The organism is Vibrio sp. CB1-5 (genome assembly GCF_059412285.1).
In genome coordinates, this window is the sequence record NZ_JBJHPB010000039.1 from 1 (window position 1) to 16,928 (window position 16,928).

The following is a 16,928-nucleotide window of genomic DNA, read 5'->3' on the forward strand; positions in this document are numbered from 1 at the left end:
AGCAGCGGATTCCAAATCCGCGTGTTGGGAGTTCGAATCTCTCCACCCCTGCCATCTTAAAAGCCTCGTCGAAAGACGGGGCTTTTTTACATCCGAAGTATTCAAGGGCTCTGACTTAGGTTAGGGCCTTTTTCATTTCTGTATTTCTACATTCTCGAATTTTATTGTTCACTGATATACTCATAACCATCATTACATACATGGATATGATTATGCCTCATTTACGTTTTAGAGCTCTGGAATCAGAGATAGTCAAAACACTCTCTAGCCCGTTAGTTGACGAGCTTCAACCGCTTATGGATTGCCCAAGAGAGGACTTTACCATCGAGCGCGTTAGCTCAACGTTTTACTTCGATGGTAAGTTAAGTCATGCTTATCCGTTTGTGGAAATGTTATGGTTTGATCGTGGGCAGGAAGTGAAGGATAAAGTAGCTGCTGTTATTACGGAACAGATCCGATCTGCTTTGGGTAAAGAGCTCGATGTTGCCGTCATATTCGTCGCACTTGATCCTGCAAGCTATTACGACAATGGTAGCCATTACGGTTAACTATCTGATTGGTACCACTCTCACAAATGCGACTGGAGAAGTGCTAGGTTGTTGACTATTGTTATCAGTACTTCAGTGGATTAGTCGTTGTTTTCTAGGTTTTATGGTTGTCTTACTTAGGACTGTTCTACTGCTTGATAGGGGGTGTTCCCCTATGACTTTGGGTAAGGAATACTGTTATGACAATGATATCATCAAGGCAGTTTGCCCGATGGCTAAGAGAAAGGTTCGCGACGGAAAAAGACGGAGTGATCCTGACCAGAGAAGACATTAACCAATTATCTGGTAGGCAAAGCTTTACATTAGGGTTTGTAAACGACATTCACTACGAATTGATGCAACATGGCATTGCCTTTGTGACTGATACAAGCAGAGAGAAGTTCTATTTGATTCCCATAAATTCTGCGGAAAACTGGCGCAAAAAGCTGGAGATACAGTACGAGAAAGAGCTCTACTGCAATGTGTTCCCAATCGAAAAGTCTGGGTAATAAAAAAGCCTCCATCTGGAGGCTTTTTTGCGTTTAGGCCATGCCTTGAATAATCACAAACTTTTCTAATAGCTCTTCATCCGTTTCCACATGATTGGGATCGGTGATAATGCATTTCGTGATTGGGCATACCGATTGACAAGTTGGTTTCTCGTAGTGACCTTTACACTCAGTACATAGAGCAGGGTCGATCTCGAAGATCTCACTTCCCATAGAAATGGCACCATTAGGGCATTCCGGGTCACACATATCGCAGTTAATGCACTTGTCGGTAATGAGCAGCGCCATGATTACTTACCCGTTGGGTTACGTGTATCTTGTCCTGAGTTTAGGTTACGCATCAGTAGTGCGTAGTCCAGATCCAATTCCTCTGGTACTGGAATAAAGACAAAGTGACCGTTACCTTTTGCGTCATCAATGCTTTCTGACTTGCGGTTTTCCATCACTTCTAGGTTGAAGACAACGTTGCCTTTCGGTGTCATTAGCTCAAGGCTATCGCCAACGATAAACTTGTTCTTTACTTCTACTTCAGCCAAGTGACCACGGCGTTTACCGGTAAACTCACCAACGAACTGTTGAGAGTCTGAAACAGAGTAACCGTAATCGTAGTTTTGGTAGCTGTCGTGTGTATGGCGACGTAGGAAGCCTTCAGTGTAACCACGGTGAGCAAGGCTTTCTAGCGTACCCATTAGTGACTCATCGAATGGCTTGCCGGCAACAGCATCGTCAATCGCTTTACGATAAACTTGTGCAGTACGTGCACAGTAGTAGAAAGACTTGGTACGACCTTCAATTTTAAGCGAGTGAACGCCCATTTTCGTCAAGCGCTCTACATGCTGAACCGCACGTAGATCTTTTGAGTTCATGATGTATGTACCATGCTCATCTTCAAATGCAGCCATCTTGTCTTCAGGACGGTGGCTTTCAGAAAGCAATACAACTTCATCCGTTGGCTTGCCACGGCCGATAGTGGTCTCAGGGCGCTCGTCTACAACCTCAACAGGTTGAGCTTCTGGTGTGAACTCTTCGACGATTTGACCCGCGTCGTTCTCTGTCGCTTTTTCAACTTTGTATTCCCAACGACATGCGTTAGTGCATGTACCTTGGTTTGGATCGCGCTTGTTGATGTAGCCAGACAATAGGCAACGACCAGAGTACGCCATGCAAAGTGCACCGTGTACGAATACTTCTAGTTCAGTTTCAGGGCAATGTTCACGGATCTCTTCAATCTCTTCCAGTGACAGCTCACGAGATACGATTACGCGCTCAACGCCATTCGCAGCCCAGAATTTAACTGTCGCCCAGTTTACCGCGTTCGCTTGTACAGACAGGTGGATTGGCATTTCAGGGAAGGCTTCACGAACCATCATGATAAGACCTGGGTCAGACATGATTAGGGCGTCAGGACCCATTTCAACCACAGGTTTAAGATCGCGGATGAAGGTCTTTAGCTTTGAGTTGTGTGGCTGAATGTTACATACCACATACAGCTTTTTACCTTGAGCGTGTGCTTCATCGATACCGATTTTTAGGTTTTCGTGGTTAAACTCGTTATTACGAACACGAAGACTATAGCGAGGTTGACCTGCGTATACTGCATCTGCGCCGTATGCGAATGCGTAACGCATGTTTTTGAGGCTGCCAGCTGGTGACAGAAGTTCTGGAGTAAACATTGCTTTATATCTCTAATCTGATTACAAGTCAGTGTTGTGCCACCTAATGGCACTAAGGGGCGCAAATTTTACGCTAGTATGAGGAGATTTCCAAGTTTTGAATCAGGCTCGCTACTCATGAGCCGCAGTTATTGCTGAGAAGCGAGCTTGATAGAGAAGGGGTTACTGCTTAGGTAGGCCGCCTAACGCGTCGTACAAGTTAGGCAAGAAGGCACCGAATTCACCACATAGAAGAGAGAAGTCAGCGTCAATACGCGCCGCTGCTTCTTCACGCGGAATATCATCGTTTTGATCCTTCAGTTCGTCACTGAATTTTAAACGTTTGATACTCCCGTCATCGGCAAGGACAAATTCAATACGATCTTGCCAGTTAAGCGCAAGCTTAGTCACAAACTTGTTGGCTTCAATGTGACCCAGGATCTCGTCGCTAGACAGCTCTTGTTTCTTACAACGGATAACGCCGCCGTCTTCAAGGACTGATTTCAACTCAGCTTCATCAAGAAGGTTAAAGCCTGTTGGTGCTTCGTTGGTTTTGACCCACTCGGTTAGCGTATTCTCAATTGGCTGCTCTGGGAATGCTGGAATAACAGGAAGGCTACCCATGGTCTTGCGCAGTAGCGCAATCACGTCTTCAGCTTTCTTGTAGCTGCTAGCATCAACAATCACAAAGCCTTCTTTTGGCATAATTAGAAGGTGAGTAAGATTGCTGCGGCTAAACGCTCGTGGCAAAAGATCAATGATGATTTCGTCTTTAAGATCGTCTTTCTCTTTTTTCTTCAGAGGGCGACCTTCTTGAGTCTCAAGTGCTTCTACTTTGCTAGCGAGAGAGTCTTTGATAACCGACGCTGGCAGCATCTTCTCTTCTTTTTTGGCGCACAGTAGAATTCGGTTTTCAGAAACATGGGTCATCATATCGCCATGCTTACCCAGTGCTGTTACCCAGCCAAATTTCTGCTTGTCTTGGCTACCACATGGAGTAAAGCGAAACTCTTCAAGCTGCTGCTCTAGCTTATCTGCATTAAACTCTAGTTCCTTGTTGAATCGATAGACCAAACAGTTTTTAAACCACATATTACTCTCACCTTTAGAATAGATAGCTGAACATGATAGGCAATTTTCCTCAAATTGTCCTAGCTTAAATCTCGATTATCGCAATAGATCTTGTGCGAAAGTTATATTAAAAATTGTTTTCAATGGTCACAAAAGTGTCATAATAATTCTTGATAATGCATGAAGTTGATTAGATTCCAAAAGGTTATTCAGATATGTCTAGAAGGATCCTGGTGGTCGAGGATGAAGCACCGATTCGCGAAATGCTGTGTTTCGTATTAGAGCAGAAAGGCTACCAAGCTGTTGAAGCTGAAGATTACGATACAGCAGTTAACAAACTGGCTGAACCTTTCCCAGATCTTGTTCTACTAGACTGGATGCTACCTGGCGGTTCTGGCATTAATTTTATCAAGCACATGAAACGCGAAGAGCTGACTCGCAACATCCCTGTTGTGATGCTTACTGCTCGTGGTGAAGAAGAAGATAAGGTGCGCGGCTTAGAAGTGGGTGCGGATGACTACATCACCAAGCCATTTTCACCAAAAGAGCTGGTTGCTCGCCTTAAGGCGGTGATCCGCCGTGTGACACCAACAGCACTCGAAGATGTGATTGATGTGCAAGGTCTTAAGCTAGATCCTGTTTCTCACCGAGTGACTGCGAATGATCAGCCTCTTGATATGGGGCCGACTGAGTTTAAAATGCTGCACTTCTTCATGACTCACCAAGAGCGCGTCTACAGCCGCGAGCAGCTACTAAACAATGTATGGGGCACCAACGTTTACGTTGAAGACCGCACTGTTGATGTGCACATTCGTCGTCTACGTAAAGCCCTTGAATCAGCAGGTCATGATAAATTGATTCAAACCGTTCGAGGCGCGGGCTACCGATTCTCAACCAAGGGCTAGCATCGAACTGGAGAGGTAAATGGTTGAAAGGTTAACCTGGAAAAAGCTGGCCTGGGAGCTGGCTTTTTTTTACACCCCATGGATTGTCGTTGGGTGGATATTTGGATACATGCCGTGGCTGCTTCTGGTGGCCACGGTTTTGCAGTTGATATGGCATCTACATAATCAGCTACGCCTGTCTGCTTGGCTCTGGGATGAAAAGCGCCTGACCCCACCATCGGGCACAGGCAATTGGGAGTCGTTATTTAACGGCATCTATCGCCTTCAGCAAAGGCAGCGCCGCAAGCGTAAAGAGCTGACAAATCTTATCCGCCGCTTTAAAAACGGTGCGGAATCGCTTCCCGATGCCGTCGTGGTATTTAGAAGTGAAGGCAATATCGTTTGGTGTAACAAGCTCGCTCAGCATCTACTAGGATTTCGTTGGCCTGATGATTCGGGGCAGCCTATCTCCAATTTGATCCGCACGCCTGATTTTATCAAATACATCAGTAAGCAAGACTTCTCAGAACCGTTAGAGATGCGCTCCCCCCTCAATGTAGAGAGAATGCTTGAGCTGCGTATTGTGCCGTACACAGAAGGTGAACACCTGATGGTAGTACGTGATGTCAGCCAGCTGAAACAGCTTGAAGGCATGCGTCGTAATTTCTTTGCTAACGTTTCTCACGAGCTTCGAACGCCAATGACGGTGTTGCAAGGTTACTTGGAGATGACTGAAGATCCAGATATGGTTGTCGGCCCGATGTGGACTAAAGCGCATGGCGTCATGACAGAGCAGCTCAACCGCATGAACAGCTTGGTCAATCAACTGCTGACGCTATCGAAAATTGAAGCTGCGCCAATGCACGAGCTTGACGAGGTTGTAAATGTGCCCGCAATGCTAGAAGTGCTAGAAAAAGAAGCGGTGAGCCTGAGCGGTGATGATCAACATAAGATCACTTTTGATGTCGACAACAGCTTACGCGTGTTTGGTGATGATGATCAGCTGCGCAGTGCGATTTCAAATCTGGTTTACAACTCAGTGAAATACACACCTCCTGGCGCTAATGTCAAAGTGCGTTGGTATCAGTCTTCTCAAGGGGCACATCTAGAGGTTGAAGATACCGGTGATGGCATTGAAGCGCAGCATCTGCACAGATTGACGGAGCGCTTTTATCGTGTCGATAAGGCACGATCTCGTGATACTGGTGGTAGCGGACTCGGCTTAGCGATTGTAAAACATGCGCTATCACATCACGATTCACACTTAGAAATCCACTCTGAAGTCGGCGTGGGCAGTAAGTTCTCTTTCATTTTGCCAGAGCGATTGGTGGTTCAGTGATGACAGCTTTTGTAGTGCGTGTCGTTAAAGGGTTAACGTTATTGGGGCTTAACGGTGCATTGTTGTCAGGCAGTGCTTTGGCACAGGAACTGCCCAAGTATAGTAAGCTCTCTGGTGTATCGGGCAACCTCTCTTCTGTAGGTTCAGATACGCTCTCCGGCATGACCACATTATGGCTCGAAGAATTCAAAAACCTTTACCCAAATGTGAATCCGCAGATCCAGGCTTCTGGCTCGTCGACGGCGCCACCGGCCTTGACGGAAGGGACAGCGCAGTTTGGCCCTATGAGCCGAGAGATGCGCACACGTGAAGTGGAGGCGTTTGAACGCCAATATGGTTATAAGCCAACAGCGCTTAAAGTTGCTATCGATGCAATTGGGTTGTTTGTTCACACCGACAACCCGATTGAAGGACTGAATTTTAAGCAGCTCGATGCAATTTTCTCAGCAACCCTTCGCTGCGGGGGAACTGAGTATCTGCGAACTTGGCAGCAGCTAGATATTGAAACGCCTTGGAATGAACGCGCGATTCAAATCTTTGGGCGCAACTCGGTATCCGGTACCTATGGCTACTTTAAAGATAAAGCACTATGTGGCGGTGACTTTAGACGTAATGTTAATGAGCAGCCTGGCTCAGCCTCAGTAGTCCAGTCGGTTGCTTCATCGATTAACACCATAGGTTACACTGGGATCGGCTATCAGGTTTCTGGCGTCAAGTTGGTGCCGATTGCCAATCATGGGGAGCAATACGTACTGCCGACTCAGGAAAATGTTCAGTCCGGGCACTATCCACTATCGCGCTTTCTCTATGTGTACGTAAATAAAGATCCCAACCGCGCGCTCTCACCTATTGAAGAGGCTTATATTCGTTATATCTATTCTCGAGAAGGGCAAAGGATCGTCCAGAAAGACGGCTATGTTCCGGTGAGTCTTGAGTTTGCTAAAGGTGAACTGGCCAAGGTAGGGCTGAGCATCGAATAAGCTGATGCTCTAACGGACAAACAAAAAGCGGCCTATTTGCCGCTTTTTCTGTTTTAGTCGTCAGTCACATCCAGGCGTTTAGAACACCAGATTCCAGCCTGCTGACTCCCAGTAGACCTGCTCGGTTTGTAAGTCCGCTTGCAGCAACTTGTTTTGCTCTAGCCAGTTGCTTTGGATACTGGTGAGTGTCCAAGTCTCATCGTCGATGGATAGTTCAAGTGGTAGCAACTCTTCATTGCGCTGACCATTGACGATGATCGCCAAACGCAAAATACCAATGAGGCCAACAATGTGCTTTTTCTTGAAGAGAGTAAACTCTGGGAGCTCTTGCAATTTAAGCGCTTTGCGCTGAAAGCGCGCCAAGGTGGCAAGCACCAACTGTTGCTCACTGTTAAAGCCAGGCATATTGGTATGGTTGAGAATATAGCTCGAGTGTCGGTGAAAGGCTTGATAGCTAATGCTCAGTCCGACTTCGTGAAGCAAGGCACTCCACTCTAATAAGCTGAACAATTCGCTTTTCTTTTTAAGCCCGAGTGACTCGTACACTTGATTCAAAAACTCATGCGCTTGACCTCGCACTCGTGCTGCGTGCTCAAGATCGACAAAGTGTTTTTTGGCTAAGTTTTCTGCCGTGCGCATACGAATATCAGAGCGCTCAAAGCGCTCTTCCATTTCATACAGCAAGCCTTCACGAAGCGCACCGGCGGAAAAATGCATCTCTTTGATTTTCAAGCTCTCGAAGATCGCGGTGAGAATGGCAACACCGGCCGCAAACACCGGTTTGCGCTCAGGGGTTAATCCTTGCAGTGCGATATCATCGATACTGTCGAATTCACACAGCTTGTCGATGAGCTTATAAAGACGCTTATTGCTGATGATGCCATCCTCATAGCCAATACCAACCAGCACCTCTTTGATGGCTTTGATGGTACCAGAGGAGCCAAGTGCCACTTCCCAGCCTTTCTTCTTGTAACGTGGGGTCAATGCTTCAAGCCGTTGTCTGGCAGAGAGAATGGCTTTGGTGAAATTCTTGGAAGAAAGCTTACCGTTGGCGAAGTACTTGTTGGTATAGCTGACACAGCCCATTTGAGTGCTGTTTAGCAGTACCGGCTCAAACGCTTTACCAATGATCAGTTCGGTACTGCCACCACCAATATCGATGACCAGTTTTGAGTTGGACTCGGTTTGCGTATGCGCAACGCCTGCATAGATAAGGCGCGCTTCTTCTTCACCAGGAATGACTTCGATAGGGAAAGGTAGAACATCGCGAGCTTTTTGCAAAAAGACATGAGCATTGGCGGCGATACGAAGAGTATGAGTTGCAGCAATGCGAACGTTGTCGACCTGAAACCCCTGAAGGCGCTCGGCAAACATCGCGAGACACTCTAGGCCTCGCTCCATGGCAGCATCATCTAAGTGTCCATTTTCATCCAAACCGGAAGCGAGCCTGACGCGTTGCTTGTGCCTGCTAACCAGTTGTAAGTCTTGGTCGACGACTTTGGCGACCACCATGTGGAAGCTGTTTGACCCAAGGTCAATCGCCGCCACATCTTTGGTGATAACGTCGTTTGTTGGTTGCTCTTTAGTGTTCGTGTCCGGGTTTTGACTCATTATGTTCTAGTTGTTGTTTGCTTTTTCTAGTTTGCTTCTCTACCTGTTTAAGATAGTCGTAAATAGCAATTTGTGAACGAACTTTCTTGCGATTACCGCGAGGAACATAGGTGTTGCTCATTTCTTTATCAATCCAACGAGCCTTTACCGTATCGGTAAAGTGGATGTTGACGATATCGATAATACGTTGCTTTAAGCGCTCATCTCGCACAGGTGCTGCCACTTCAATTCGGTGGTCGATGTTTCGCGTCATCCAATCTGCAGAGGAGATGTACACCTGTGGATCACCATCATTGTGAGCAATAATAACGCGAGGGTGCTCTAAAAAGCGATCGACAATACTGATAATTTTGATGTTATCACTGACCCCCTCAATTCCCGGTACCAGTGAGCACATACCACGAATGATCATATTGATTTTTACGCCTGTGCTGCTTGCTTCATACAGTTTACTCACCAAGCCTTTGTCCACGAGGTTGTTTACTTTGAGCGTCAACGCTGCTTTTTTGCCGATTTGTGCGTTAGCAATCTCGGTATCAATTAAGCGATAGAGCTGCTTACGTGAGTTGCGCGGTGAGACAATCAGTTGGTTGAACCTGACCGGGCGATAAGGGTTCTCGATATAGCCGAACACATTGCGCACCTCATTGGTGATCTCCTGATCCGCTGTGAGCAGTGAAAAGTCGGTATAAATACGTGCCGTTTTCTCGTGGAAGTTACCTGTACCTACGTGAGCGTAACGAACGATTTCTCCTTCCTCGCGGCGACTTATCAGCAGCAGCTTAGAGTGGATCTTCAAACCCGGCGCACCAAAAATTACGTGGACGCCATTCTCGGTCAGTACTTTTGACCATTCAATGTTGGCCTCTTCATCGAATCGAGCTTGCAGTTCGACTACCACAGTGACGCTCTTGCCATTGTGCACCGCATCAATCAGTGAGTTCATCAAACGTGAATCTTTGGCAACGCGATAGATATTAATCTTAATACTCAGCACTTTAGGGTCGAACGAGGCTTGGCGCACCAATTCTGTAATGTGCTCAAACGTGTGGTATGGATAGTAGAGCAGAATATCTTGAGCGCGGATGGCATCAAAGGTGTTGTCATAGCCGTCAAAGTCAGCGCAGCGCATTGGTGGCAGAGGTTTATTTTCGAGATAATCCCGACCAACATTAGGGAAGCCGATAAAGTCTTTGAAGTTGTGATAGCGACTGCCCGGGATCAAGCTGTCGTAGTTCGAGATACCCAGCTTATCACAAAGCGTGGTTAACATGTCTTCTGGCATATCGCGCTCGTAAACAAAGCGTACTGGCATCGCTGTTAAACGCTGGCTTACCCCTTCGGACATCTGTTCCAATAGACTGTGTTCTACTTCATGGCTCAGGTCGTATTCTGCGTCGCGGGTCATCTTCATCGCATAGCCGTTGAGCTCGTCATAGTCGAAGAAACCACGGAAGAGTTCGTCAAGGCAATAGCGGATAATGTTATCGAGTAGAATGATGGTCTTGCGGCGTTTGCCTTTTTGCTCTGGCACCATAACAAAGCGAGGCAGGTGATCGGTTGGGATCTCTAAGATCGCATATTGAGAACTGTCGTTGTTTTTAAGGTCGACGACGATATACGCGTACTCATCTTTCAGAAACTGTAAAACGTCAATATCGTCTTTGAGCATAAGTGGGGTGATGTGCGGCAGTACTTCGTTTTTAAAGTACTTTTTAACCCACTTTTGCTGGGCGTCATCAAGCTGAGTTTCATTGACGAGGAAGATGCGTCGACGAGCCATCTCCATGATCAGCTCGTTATACAGTTCATCAAAGCGTTGGTTGAGTTTCAGAGCCTTGCTTTGCATCTTTCCAAGCAGGTGTTTAGAGTTGTCATTGCCACCGCGGTCTTGGTTGATCAAAATACGGCGTTTGACGTCGGCAAAACGAACTTTATAGAACTCATCGAGGTTGTTGGAAAAAATCCCCAAAAAACGGATCCTTTCGACCAGAGGTACCGTTTTATCGGCGGCTTCCTGCAACACGCGCTCATTAAACGATAACCAACTAAGTTCTTTTTCTATATAAAGTTTTTCTGCGCTCATGTACTTAACCACCGACGTTTGGGCTCACTACTGGGAAGCAGCAAAGCGGAATGTAAGATGAATCTTGTCGTGAACCTTAGAGATTGTATATGACATTTTTATTTCAAAAAGCGTGCAACGCGGCACATTTCATTATTTTCAGCACCTTAGATGCTATGTAATATAACTGTCATCTAAACGAAATATTATGTTGAGGCAATTCGTGCATGCTATTCACTTGCCTCTTGTCCTTGCAGGCAAACGCCTGATAACACTCAAACTGCATCATAAGAGAACATTAGTAGATTATGGCAACGGCCAATTTTTCACTTCATACCAAAGATAGAAAACGTCTGATCAAAGATCGTTTGGTGCGTTGGGTCGTCTCATTTGGTGGCTTGAGTGTACTCGCTGGGCTTATCTTCATCTTCGTCTACTTAGCTTATGTCACGCTGCCTTTATTTTCCGATAACGAAGTCACATGGCAGCCCGCTATCAGCACTGAACTCGCAGAAACGCCAGTTTTAATCTTAGTCAGCGATAGCGGCCATGACAGCGTATTTTTCTTTGCTGATGGTGGTTATATCCAGAAGTCGCTTGTTACGGGTGAACAGACTTCACATCGGTTGTCCGATGATATTGTGCGCTTGCAAGCTGTCGATGAAAAAACACTGCTAGCGGTGGATGGTAAAGACCATTACGCCGCACTAAAACCCAAACTGCAGCTGGATCAAAGTAGTGGTGATGCACAGTTGATTGTTCCTGATCTTGATGAAGTGCAGTGGGTCTCGATACCTAGCGCGACTCTGGTCAATGCGGTGGTCAACAAAGGTGAAACTGTCATTGCGAGTATCGATGAGCGCGGCATGCTGCAAGCTAGGTATTCACGCCACGCCACGGAATCAAGCAGTGGTGAGTTCTCTTTAGCTACCTTACCAACCGCGATTGAGGGCGCAAAAGAGTTGGTGGTTACGCCAGATGGTCGCACCTTGTATGTTCGCTCCGGTAATCAGCTGGTGGTGATTAACCGCGATGAACATTCGCTACACGCGCGTGAGGTGGTTGACTTATCGGCGCTGAATGGTGCCAACGTCAGTGCTGTACATTTGTTGTCCGGGGCATATTCGCTGCTGGTGCAATATGACAATCAGCAGGTTTGGCAATGGTTTGATGTATTGACTGAAGGCGAACGTAAACTTACGCCGATTCGCTCATTTCAGTTTGAGGCTGATATTGCTCTGTTAACACCAGAAACCATGAGCAAAGGTTTCACAGTGCTTCTTGCGAGTCCACAGTCGTCCAGCTCGGCGTTCAACAATCTTCATCTACAAAGCGTTTATACGACTAGCGATAAAACTGTCTCGGATAGTCAAATACCTAGCTCCAGCGTGCGTGCTTTCGCCTTATCGAACAACAATCATCATGCGCTGGTGTTATCCGACGATGCGATCCATCGCGCATATCTTCCTAATGAGCACCAAGAGATCTCGCTGAGCGCGTTGTGGCAAAAGGTATGGTACGAAAGCTACCCTGAGCCGGAATTTATTTGGCAAACCACCGCCGCTTCCGATGATTTTGAAGCTAAATACAGTTTGGTACCGATTGCTTTTGGTACCATCAAGGCTGCTCTATTTGCGATGCTGTTCTCTGTGCCGATTGCGGTATTTGGTGCTATTTACACCGCGTACTTTATGTCGTCGAAAATGCGCCGCGTGGTTAAGCCGACCATCGAACTGATGGAAGCACTGCCAACGGTTATCATCGGTTTCTTAGCGGGACTTTGGTTCGCTCCAATCGTAGAGACGCATTTACCGGCGATTTTGCTGTTACTGGTGGCGTTGCCGCTGCTCTCTTTGCTATCTGGCGCGGTGTGGTACGCCATCCCTAAAGCATACACATCCAAGCTGCCGAGCGGTTTGCATCCTTTCACCCTCATACCTGTCATCTTGATTGCCATCTACTTAGCAATGACGTTCTCTAGCGACATGGAAGTGATGCTATTCAATGGTGACGCAAGGGTATTTCTTGCGACTCATGGGATTGATTTCGACCAGCGCAACGCGTTAGTTGTCGGTTTTGCTATGGGCTTTGCAGTTATTCCAACTATTTTCACCATTGCCGAAGATGCCATTTTCTCCGTGCCAAAACACTTGTCTGATGGTTCGTTAGCATTGGGAGCGACACAGTGGCAAACACTGATCTATGTGGTGCTGCTGACCGCTAGCCCCGGCATTTTCTCTGCAGTCATGATGGGACTAGGACGCGCTGTTGGCGAGACGATGATTGTGCTGATGGCAACGGGTAATACGCCGATCCTAGATTGGAATATTTTTGAGGGTATGAGAACGCTGTCGGCCACCATGGCCGTTGAGTTGCCAGAATCAGAAGTTGGCAGCAGTCATTATCGTTTGCTGTTCTTGATCGCGCTCATCTTGTTTAGCTTTACCTTTGTGGTCAACTCACTAGCAGAGTGGGTGAGACAACGACTCCGGGAGAAATACAGTGCGCTTTAATTGTATAGGGGAGTCGGAACATGTTTAAGTGGTTCAAATCTGGATCACCTTGGGTTTGGCTCACAGGTGGTGCGGTCAGCATCAGCTTGATTTCCGTTCTTGGCTTATTGCTGCTTATTGGTTGGCGAGGACTGACGTACTTCTGGCCAGCGCCGCTCTATCAGTGGCAAGATGGCCAAGGTGGGGCATTGATTGGACAAGTCTATTCAAAGACTTGGGTACCCACTTACAATATTCCCAACGCACAGTCGCTGCTACCAAAAGAGATCTTAGAACAGGGTAAGGTAGAGCGCTATAGCATCAAAGTGGCCAATCGAGATTTGTATGGCATCGACTTTGTGTCTCTGCTTTCATCTGAGCTTCATGATGCTCAGACGCCCGCGGAACTCGTGGTGATTGAGCGTACTCGTGGAGGAAACTTCTTTGGTCGTATTCTGGCTCTTAAAGGTGTTGAAGGGCTGCAAGAGACAGCGATTGCCGAGACGTTAACGTTTGAACTTCAGCAGATAGAGCTGATCCGCGATCGTATTGATGGCATTACCGAACGCCGATTAAAAGGACTCAATCACCAACTTGAAGCGCTACGTTTGAAGCAGCGCCGTGATAGCTTGAACGGCGTGCTGACAGAAGAGTTAACGCTTCGCTATCAGCAGCAAAACGCGATCATTCGTGAGCAGCTAAGTCAAACCGACATCGAGCTTGATGAACTAAGGGCTGAATTAGCGAGCAAAACCTTGGTTGTCGAAGATATGCGCGGCGAGCAATTAGAAATCGGCCTCAATCGTGTGCTGGATTTTTGGTATCCGAATCAGATGGGCTACGGCGATAAGCTCTCTCACTGGGGACATCAGGTTTGGAAGTTCTTATCGGATGACCCACGTGAGTCGAACTCTGAAGGCGGCGTGTTCCCAGCTATTTTTGGCACCGTACTGCTGGTGATTATCATGTCGGTCCTGGTGATGCCGCTTGGTGTGCTGGTGGCGGTGTACTTGCACGAGTACGCTGAGAATAATTTACTGACGCGCATGATACGGGTTGGGGTTATCAATTTGGCAGGTGTACCGTCGATTGTTTATGGTGTCTTTGGGTTGGGCTTTTTCGTCTACACCATCGGCGGATCAATCGATTCTCTATTTTATGCTGAGCGTTTACCGGCGCCAACATTTGGAACGCCGGGCCTGCTATGGTCATCGCTGACCTTAGCAATTTTGACGCTGCCGGTGGTGATTGTGGCGACAGAAGAAGGCTTGAATCGTATTCCAACGTCTGCCCGTCATGGCTCTCTGGCGCTTGGTGCTACGCAGTCGGAAACCTTGTGGCGAATCGTATTGCCTATGGCAAGCCCTGCCATCATTACCGGCTTAATCTTAGCGGTTGCTCGCGCGGCGGGTGAGGTAGCACCTTTAATGCTGGTTGGCGTGGTAAAATTGGCCTCCAGTCTACCGGTAGATTCACAGTTTCCGTTTTTACACCTTGAGCGTAAGTTCATGCATCTCGGTTTTCATATTTACGATGTGGGTTTTCAGACATCCAACATTGAAGCGGCGAGACCATTGGTGTACGCCACTTCGTTCTTGTTGGTCACCGTTGTGGTTGGGCTAAACTTAACAGCAATAGCAATACGTAATAACCTGCGCGAAAAATACCGCACATTAGGACAAGATTAATCATGTTTTCTATTAACCAGACTCTGGGCTATCCAACGCCTTTAGATGTGAATAACCTTAGTGATGAGCAAACCGCCATCGCGATTGAAAACTTGAACTTGTACTACGGTGATAAGCAGGCGCTAGATGACGTATCGATGCGCATCCCCAAAGGGCAAGTGACCGCATTTATCGGTCCATCAGGCTGCGGTAAATCGACCTTGTTGCGCTGCATTAATCGAATGAATGATTTGATTGAAGGGTGCACGGTAGAAGGCAAGGTCAAGCTTCATGGTGGCAATATCTATCATCCCAAAGTCGATGTGGCGACGCTGCGCCGCCGCGTAGGCATGGTGTTTCAGCGCCCGAATCCGTTTCCTAAGTCCATCTATGAAAACGTCGTGTATGGACTTAGGCTGCAAGGCATCAAAAACAGTCGCAACCTCGATGATGCAGTTGAGCGCTCTTTACGAGCAGCGGCGCTATGGGATGAGGTCAAAGATCGCCTGCATGAAAACGCATTTGGGTTATCTGGCGGTCAGCAGCAACGATTGGTGATTGCTCGTGCTATCGCTATTGAACCTGAGGTATTGCTGCTGGATGAGCCGACTTCGGCGCTTGATCCCATCTCTACGCTGACTATTGAAGAGCTGATTAACGACCTGAAAACCAAGTATACGGTTGTGATCGTGACCCATAATATGCAGCAAGCGGCTCGAGTGAGTGACCACACGGCGTTCATTCATCTTGGAAAACTGGTAGAGTACGCCGATACAGATACTATATTTACTTCACCGATAGAAAAACAAACCGAAGACTACATCACAGGCCGCTACGGCTGATTGACTGGCTTTAGGGTTACAACAGGAAATTTTCACACATGCATTTTGGTCGTCATATCTCAGGTCAATTTAACGCCGAGCTTGAGTCTATTCGTACCCATGTTCTGACTATGGGAGGCTTAGTTGAGCAGCAATTGTCGTTTGCCATGCAGGCTTTGCATAAAGACGACATAGAGCTTGCCCGCAAAGTGGTAAGAGACGATCACAAAGTCAATGCGATGGAAGTGTCTATCGATGAGGCGTGTACGCGCATCATTGCAAAGCGTCAGCCCACTGCCAAAGACCTGCGTTTGGTGATGGCCATTATCAAAACCATTACTGATTTAGAACGCATTGGTGATGTAGCAACCCGTATCGCACGTGTGGCCATAGAACAGCCTTCAACTAAGCACCAAAAATTCCATGTGTCTTTAGAGCCGCTATGCCGACAAGCCATTGCTATGCTGCACCAAGTGCTTGACGCTTTTGCTCGCATGGACGTTGATGCGGCGGCTGAAGTCTACAAGTTGGATGATAAGTTAGATGCGGAATACGAAGCGGTGGTCCGTCAGCTAATGACGTATATGATGGAAGACCCAAAGAATATCCCTAACATTCTTCAGGTCATGTGGTCAGCGCGCGCTATTGAGCGTGTTGGCGATCGCTGTCAAAATATCTGTGAGTACATTATTTACTTCGTAAAGGGTAAAGATGTACGCCATTTAGATGAAAAGGCCATCAAGGACATATTGTAATCTGTCGTCCGTCGCTGCTATTTAGAAGCGACCAACCACACCAAAGTTTAATGAGAAGTGCGAGCCCATAGAGATGAAGGTGTTGCTCGCACCGAACACGTCATAATCAAAGCCAGTTCTTAGGCCGAAGCTTGGGTTTAGCATATATACGTAACCCGCACTGATGCTAAGTCCATTGGCACTACGATTAAGTAGCTTACTGTTGGTTCGCTTTTCTCCACGATAGTTGGCTAGGCCGATCTCCGCTTGCAGTCCATAGTTTTCACGATCGCTAAACATATGCTGTAGACCTAGACGATAAGAGTCGATGGTCTCGTCATAGCGGTCGGTATCGTAATACTTGCGCGCATAGCTGAAGTAAACTGCATCCATTCCTAGAGCATCCGCGATACCAAGCTGAACGCCAGCACCGTTAAATGCCCCAATCTTGACATCTGGTGAAAGATGGATGCTCTGTGCTTGAGCTTCCGGCGTTAAGGTGGTGAAGGGCAAGGTAGCAAGGATGGTTAGTAGCAGCTTTTTCATGATCATACCTAATAGCAAACAGGAGGAGCG

General features: G+C 47.2%; 15 protein-coding genes. 9 read left to right on the top strand and 6 right to left on the bottom strand.

Annotated features, from left to right (window positions below):
• The first annotated feature begins 212 nt into the window (after positions 1–212).
• Positions 213–548, top strand: coding sequence for a DUF1904 domain-containing protein (locus ACJB0T_RS20180; RefSeq protein ID WP_479288809.1), 336 nt, complete (start codon positions 213–215; stop codon positions 546–548).
• 179 nt (positions 549–727) lie between these two features.
• A complete protein-coding gene (locus ACJB0T_RS20185; protein WP_112460995.1) occupies positions 728–1,036 on the top strand; it encodes a hypothetical protein in 309 nt (102 codons plus the stop codon).
• Positions 1,037–1,069: 33 nt separating this feature from the next.
• Here the strand turns inward: ACJB0T_RS20185 and ACJB0T_RS20190 are convergent, their stop codons facing one another.
• From ACJB0T_RS20190 to rdgC, 3 genes are all read right to left on the bottom strand, one after another.
• On the bottom strand, positions 1,070–1,324 hold the full coding sequence (locus ACJB0T_RS20190) for a YfhL family 4Fe-4S dicluster ferredoxin (protein ID WP_338163594.1): 255 nt from the start codon (positions 1,322–1,324) through the stop codon (positions 1,070–1,072).
• 2 nt (positions 1,325–1,326) lie between these two features.
• Positions 1,327–2,709 carry a prephenate-dependent tRNA uridine(34) hydroxylase TrhP gene (gene trhP / locus ACJB0T_RS20195; RefSeq protein ID WP_234494462.1) on the bottom strand — a complete coding sequence of 461 codons (1,383 nt, stop codon included), beginning with the start codon at positions 2,707–2,709 and terminating at the stop codon, positions 1,327–1,329.
• A gap of 162 nt (positions 2,710–2,871) precedes the next feature.
• The gene (gene rdgC / locus ACJB0T_RS20200) at positions 2,872–3,780 is read right to left on the bottom strand and encodes a recombination-associated protein RdgC (protein ID WP_479288810.1); all 909 of its coding nucleotides are present in this window, start codon (positions 3,778–3,780) and stop codon (positions 2,872–2,874) included.
• Between the two features lie 194 nt (positions 3,781–3,974).
• Here rdgC and phoB point away from each other — a divergent pair, with 194 nt between their 5' ends.
• The 3 genes from phoB to ACJB0T_RS20215 are packed head-to-tail and all read left to right on the top strand — an operon-like array spanning position 3,975 to position 6,962.
• Positions 3,975–4,664, top strand: coding sequence for a phosphate regulon transcriptional regulator PhoB (phoB, locus tag ACJB0T_RS20205; protein ID WP_042500693.1), 690 nt, complete (start codon positions 3,975–3,977; stop codon positions 4,662–4,664).
• Positions 4,665–4,683: 19 nt separating this feature from the next.
• On the top strand, positions 4,684–5,982 hold the full coding sequence (phoR, locus tag ACJB0T_RS20210; protein ID WP_479288811.1) for a phosphate regulon sensor histidine kinase PhoR: 1,299 nt from the start codon (positions 4,684–4,686) through the stop codon (positions 5,980–5,982).
• Complete coding sequence (locus tag ACJB0T_RS20215) at positions 5,982–6,962, top strand: PstS family phosphate ABC transporter substrate-binding protein (RefSeq protein WP_479288812.1); 981 nt, start codon at positions 5,982–5,984, stop codon at positions 6,960–6,962. Before phoR ends, ACJB0T_RS20215 begins: the two co-directional genes overlap by 1 nt.
• Positions 6,963–7,040: 78 nt before the next feature.
• Here the strand turns inward: ACJB0T_RS20215 and ppx are convergent, their stop codons facing one another.
• The gene (gene ppx, locus ACJB0T_RS20220; RefSeq protein WP_479288813.1) at positions 7,041–8,573 is read right to left on the bottom strand and encodes an exopolyphosphatase; all 1,533 of its coding nucleotides are present in this window, start codon (positions 8,571–8,573) and stop codon (positions 7,041–7,043) included.
• Positions 8,545–10,659, bottom strand: coding sequence for a polyphosphate kinase 1 (gene ppk1 / locus ACJB0T_RS20225; protein ID WP_479288814.1), 2,115 nt, complete (start codon positions 10,657–10,659; stop codon positions 8,545–8,547). Before ppk1 ends, ppx begins: the two co-directional genes overlap by 29 nt.
• Positions 10,660–10,946: 287 nt before the next feature.
• Between ppk1 and ACJB0T_RS20230 the strand changes: the two genes are divergently transcribed.
• The 4 genes from ACJB0T_RS20230 to phoU are packed head-to-tail and all read left to right on the top strand — an operon-like array spanning position 10,947 to position 16,373.
• Positions 10,947–13,151 carry an ABC transporter permease subunit gene (locus ACJB0T_RS20230; protein ID WP_479288815.1) on the top strand — a complete coding sequence of 735 codons (2,205 nt, stop codon included), beginning with the start codon at positions 10,947–10,949 and terminating at the stop codon, positions 13,149–13,151.
• 20 nt (positions 13,152–13,171) lie between these two features.
• Positions 13,172–14,818, top strand: a complete 1,647-nt coding sequence (gene pstA / locus ACJB0T_RS20235) for a phosphate ABC transporter permease PstA (RefSeq protein WP_495292928.1) — start codon at positions 13,172–13,174, stop codon at positions 14,816–14,818.
• A gap of 2 nt (positions 14,819–14,820) precedes the next feature.
• On the top strand, positions 14,821–15,639 hold the full coding sequence (gene pstB, locus ACJB0T_RS20240) for a phosphate ABC transporter ATP-binding protein PstB (protein WP_479288816.1): 819 nt from the start codon (positions 14,821–14,823) through the stop codon (positions 15,637–15,639).
• Between the two features lie 38 nt (positions 15,640–15,677).
• Positions 15,678–16,373, top strand: coding sequence for a phosphate signaling complex protein PhoU (gene phoU / locus ACJB0T_RS20245; protein WP_479288817.1), 696 nt, complete (start codon positions 15,678–15,680; stop codon positions 16,371–16,373).
• Positions 16,374–16,394: 21 nt separating this feature from the next.
• Here phoU and ACJB0T_RS20250 read toward each other — a convergent pair whose 3' ends face one another.
• A complete protein-coding gene (locus ACJB0T_RS20250) occupies positions 16,395–16,898 on the bottom strand; it encodes a hypothetical protein (RefSeq protein WP_479288818.1) in 504 nt (167 codons plus the stop codon).
• Between the last annotated feature and the right edge of the window lie 30 nt (positions 16,899–16,928).

Coding starts and splice junctions, on each gene's coding strand:
- ACJB0T_RS20180 (WP_479288809.1), top strand. CDS start 213: ATGCCTCATTTACGTTTTAGAGCTCTGGAATCAGAGATAGTCAAAACA.
- ACJB0T_RS20185 (WP_112460995.1), top strand. CDS start 728: ATGACAATGATATCATCAAGGCAGTTTGCCCGATGGCTAAGAGAAAGG.
- ACJB0T_RS20190 (WP_338163594.1), bottom strand. CDS start 1,324: ATGGCGCTGCTCATTACCGACAAGTGCATTAACTGCGATATGTGTGAC.
- trhP (WP_234494462.1), bottom strand. CDS start 2,709: ATGTTTACTCCAGAACTTCTGTCACCAGCTGGCAGCCTCAAAAACATG.
- rdgC (WP_479288810.1), bottom strand. CDS start 3,780: ATGTGGTTTAAAAACTGTTTGGTCTATCGATTCAACAAGGAACTAGAG.
- phoB (WP_042500693.1), top strand. CDS start 3,975: ATGTCTAGAAGGATCCTGGTGGTCGAGGATGAAGCACCGATTCGCGAA.
- phoR (WP_479288811.1), top strand. CDS start 4,684: ATGGTTGAAAGGTTAACCTGGAAAAAGCTGGCCTGGGAGCTGGCTTTT.
- ACJB0T_RS20215 (WP_479288812.1), top strand. CDS start 5,982: ATGACAGCTTTTGTAGTGCGTGTCGTTAAAGGGTTAACGTTATTGGGG.
- ppx (WP_479288813.1), bottom strand. CDS start 8,573: ATGAGTCAAAACCCGGACACGAACACTAAAGAGCAACCAACAAACGAC.
- ppk1 (WP_479288814.1), bottom strand. CDS start 10,659: ATGAGCGCAGAAAAACTTTATATAGAAAAAGAACTTAGTTGGTTATCG.
- ACJB0T_RS20230 (WP_479288815.1), top strand. CDS start 10,947: ATGGCAACGGCCAATTTTTCACTTCATACCAAAGATAGAAAACGTCTG.
- pstA (WP_495292928.1), top strand. CDS start 13,172: ATGTTTAAGTGGTTCAAATCTGGATCACCTTGGGTTTGGCTCACAGGT.
- pstB (WP_479288816.1), top strand. CDS start 14,821: ATGTTTTCTATTAACCAGACTCTGGGCTATCCAACGCCTTTAGATGTG.
- phoU (WP_479288817.1), top strand. CDS start 15,678: ATGCATTTTGGTCGTCATATCTCAGGTCAATTTAACGCCGAGCTTGAG.
- ACJB0T_RS20250 (WP_479288818.1), bottom strand. CDS start 16,898: ATGAAAAAGCTGCTACTAACCATCCTTGCTACCTTGCCCTTCACCACC.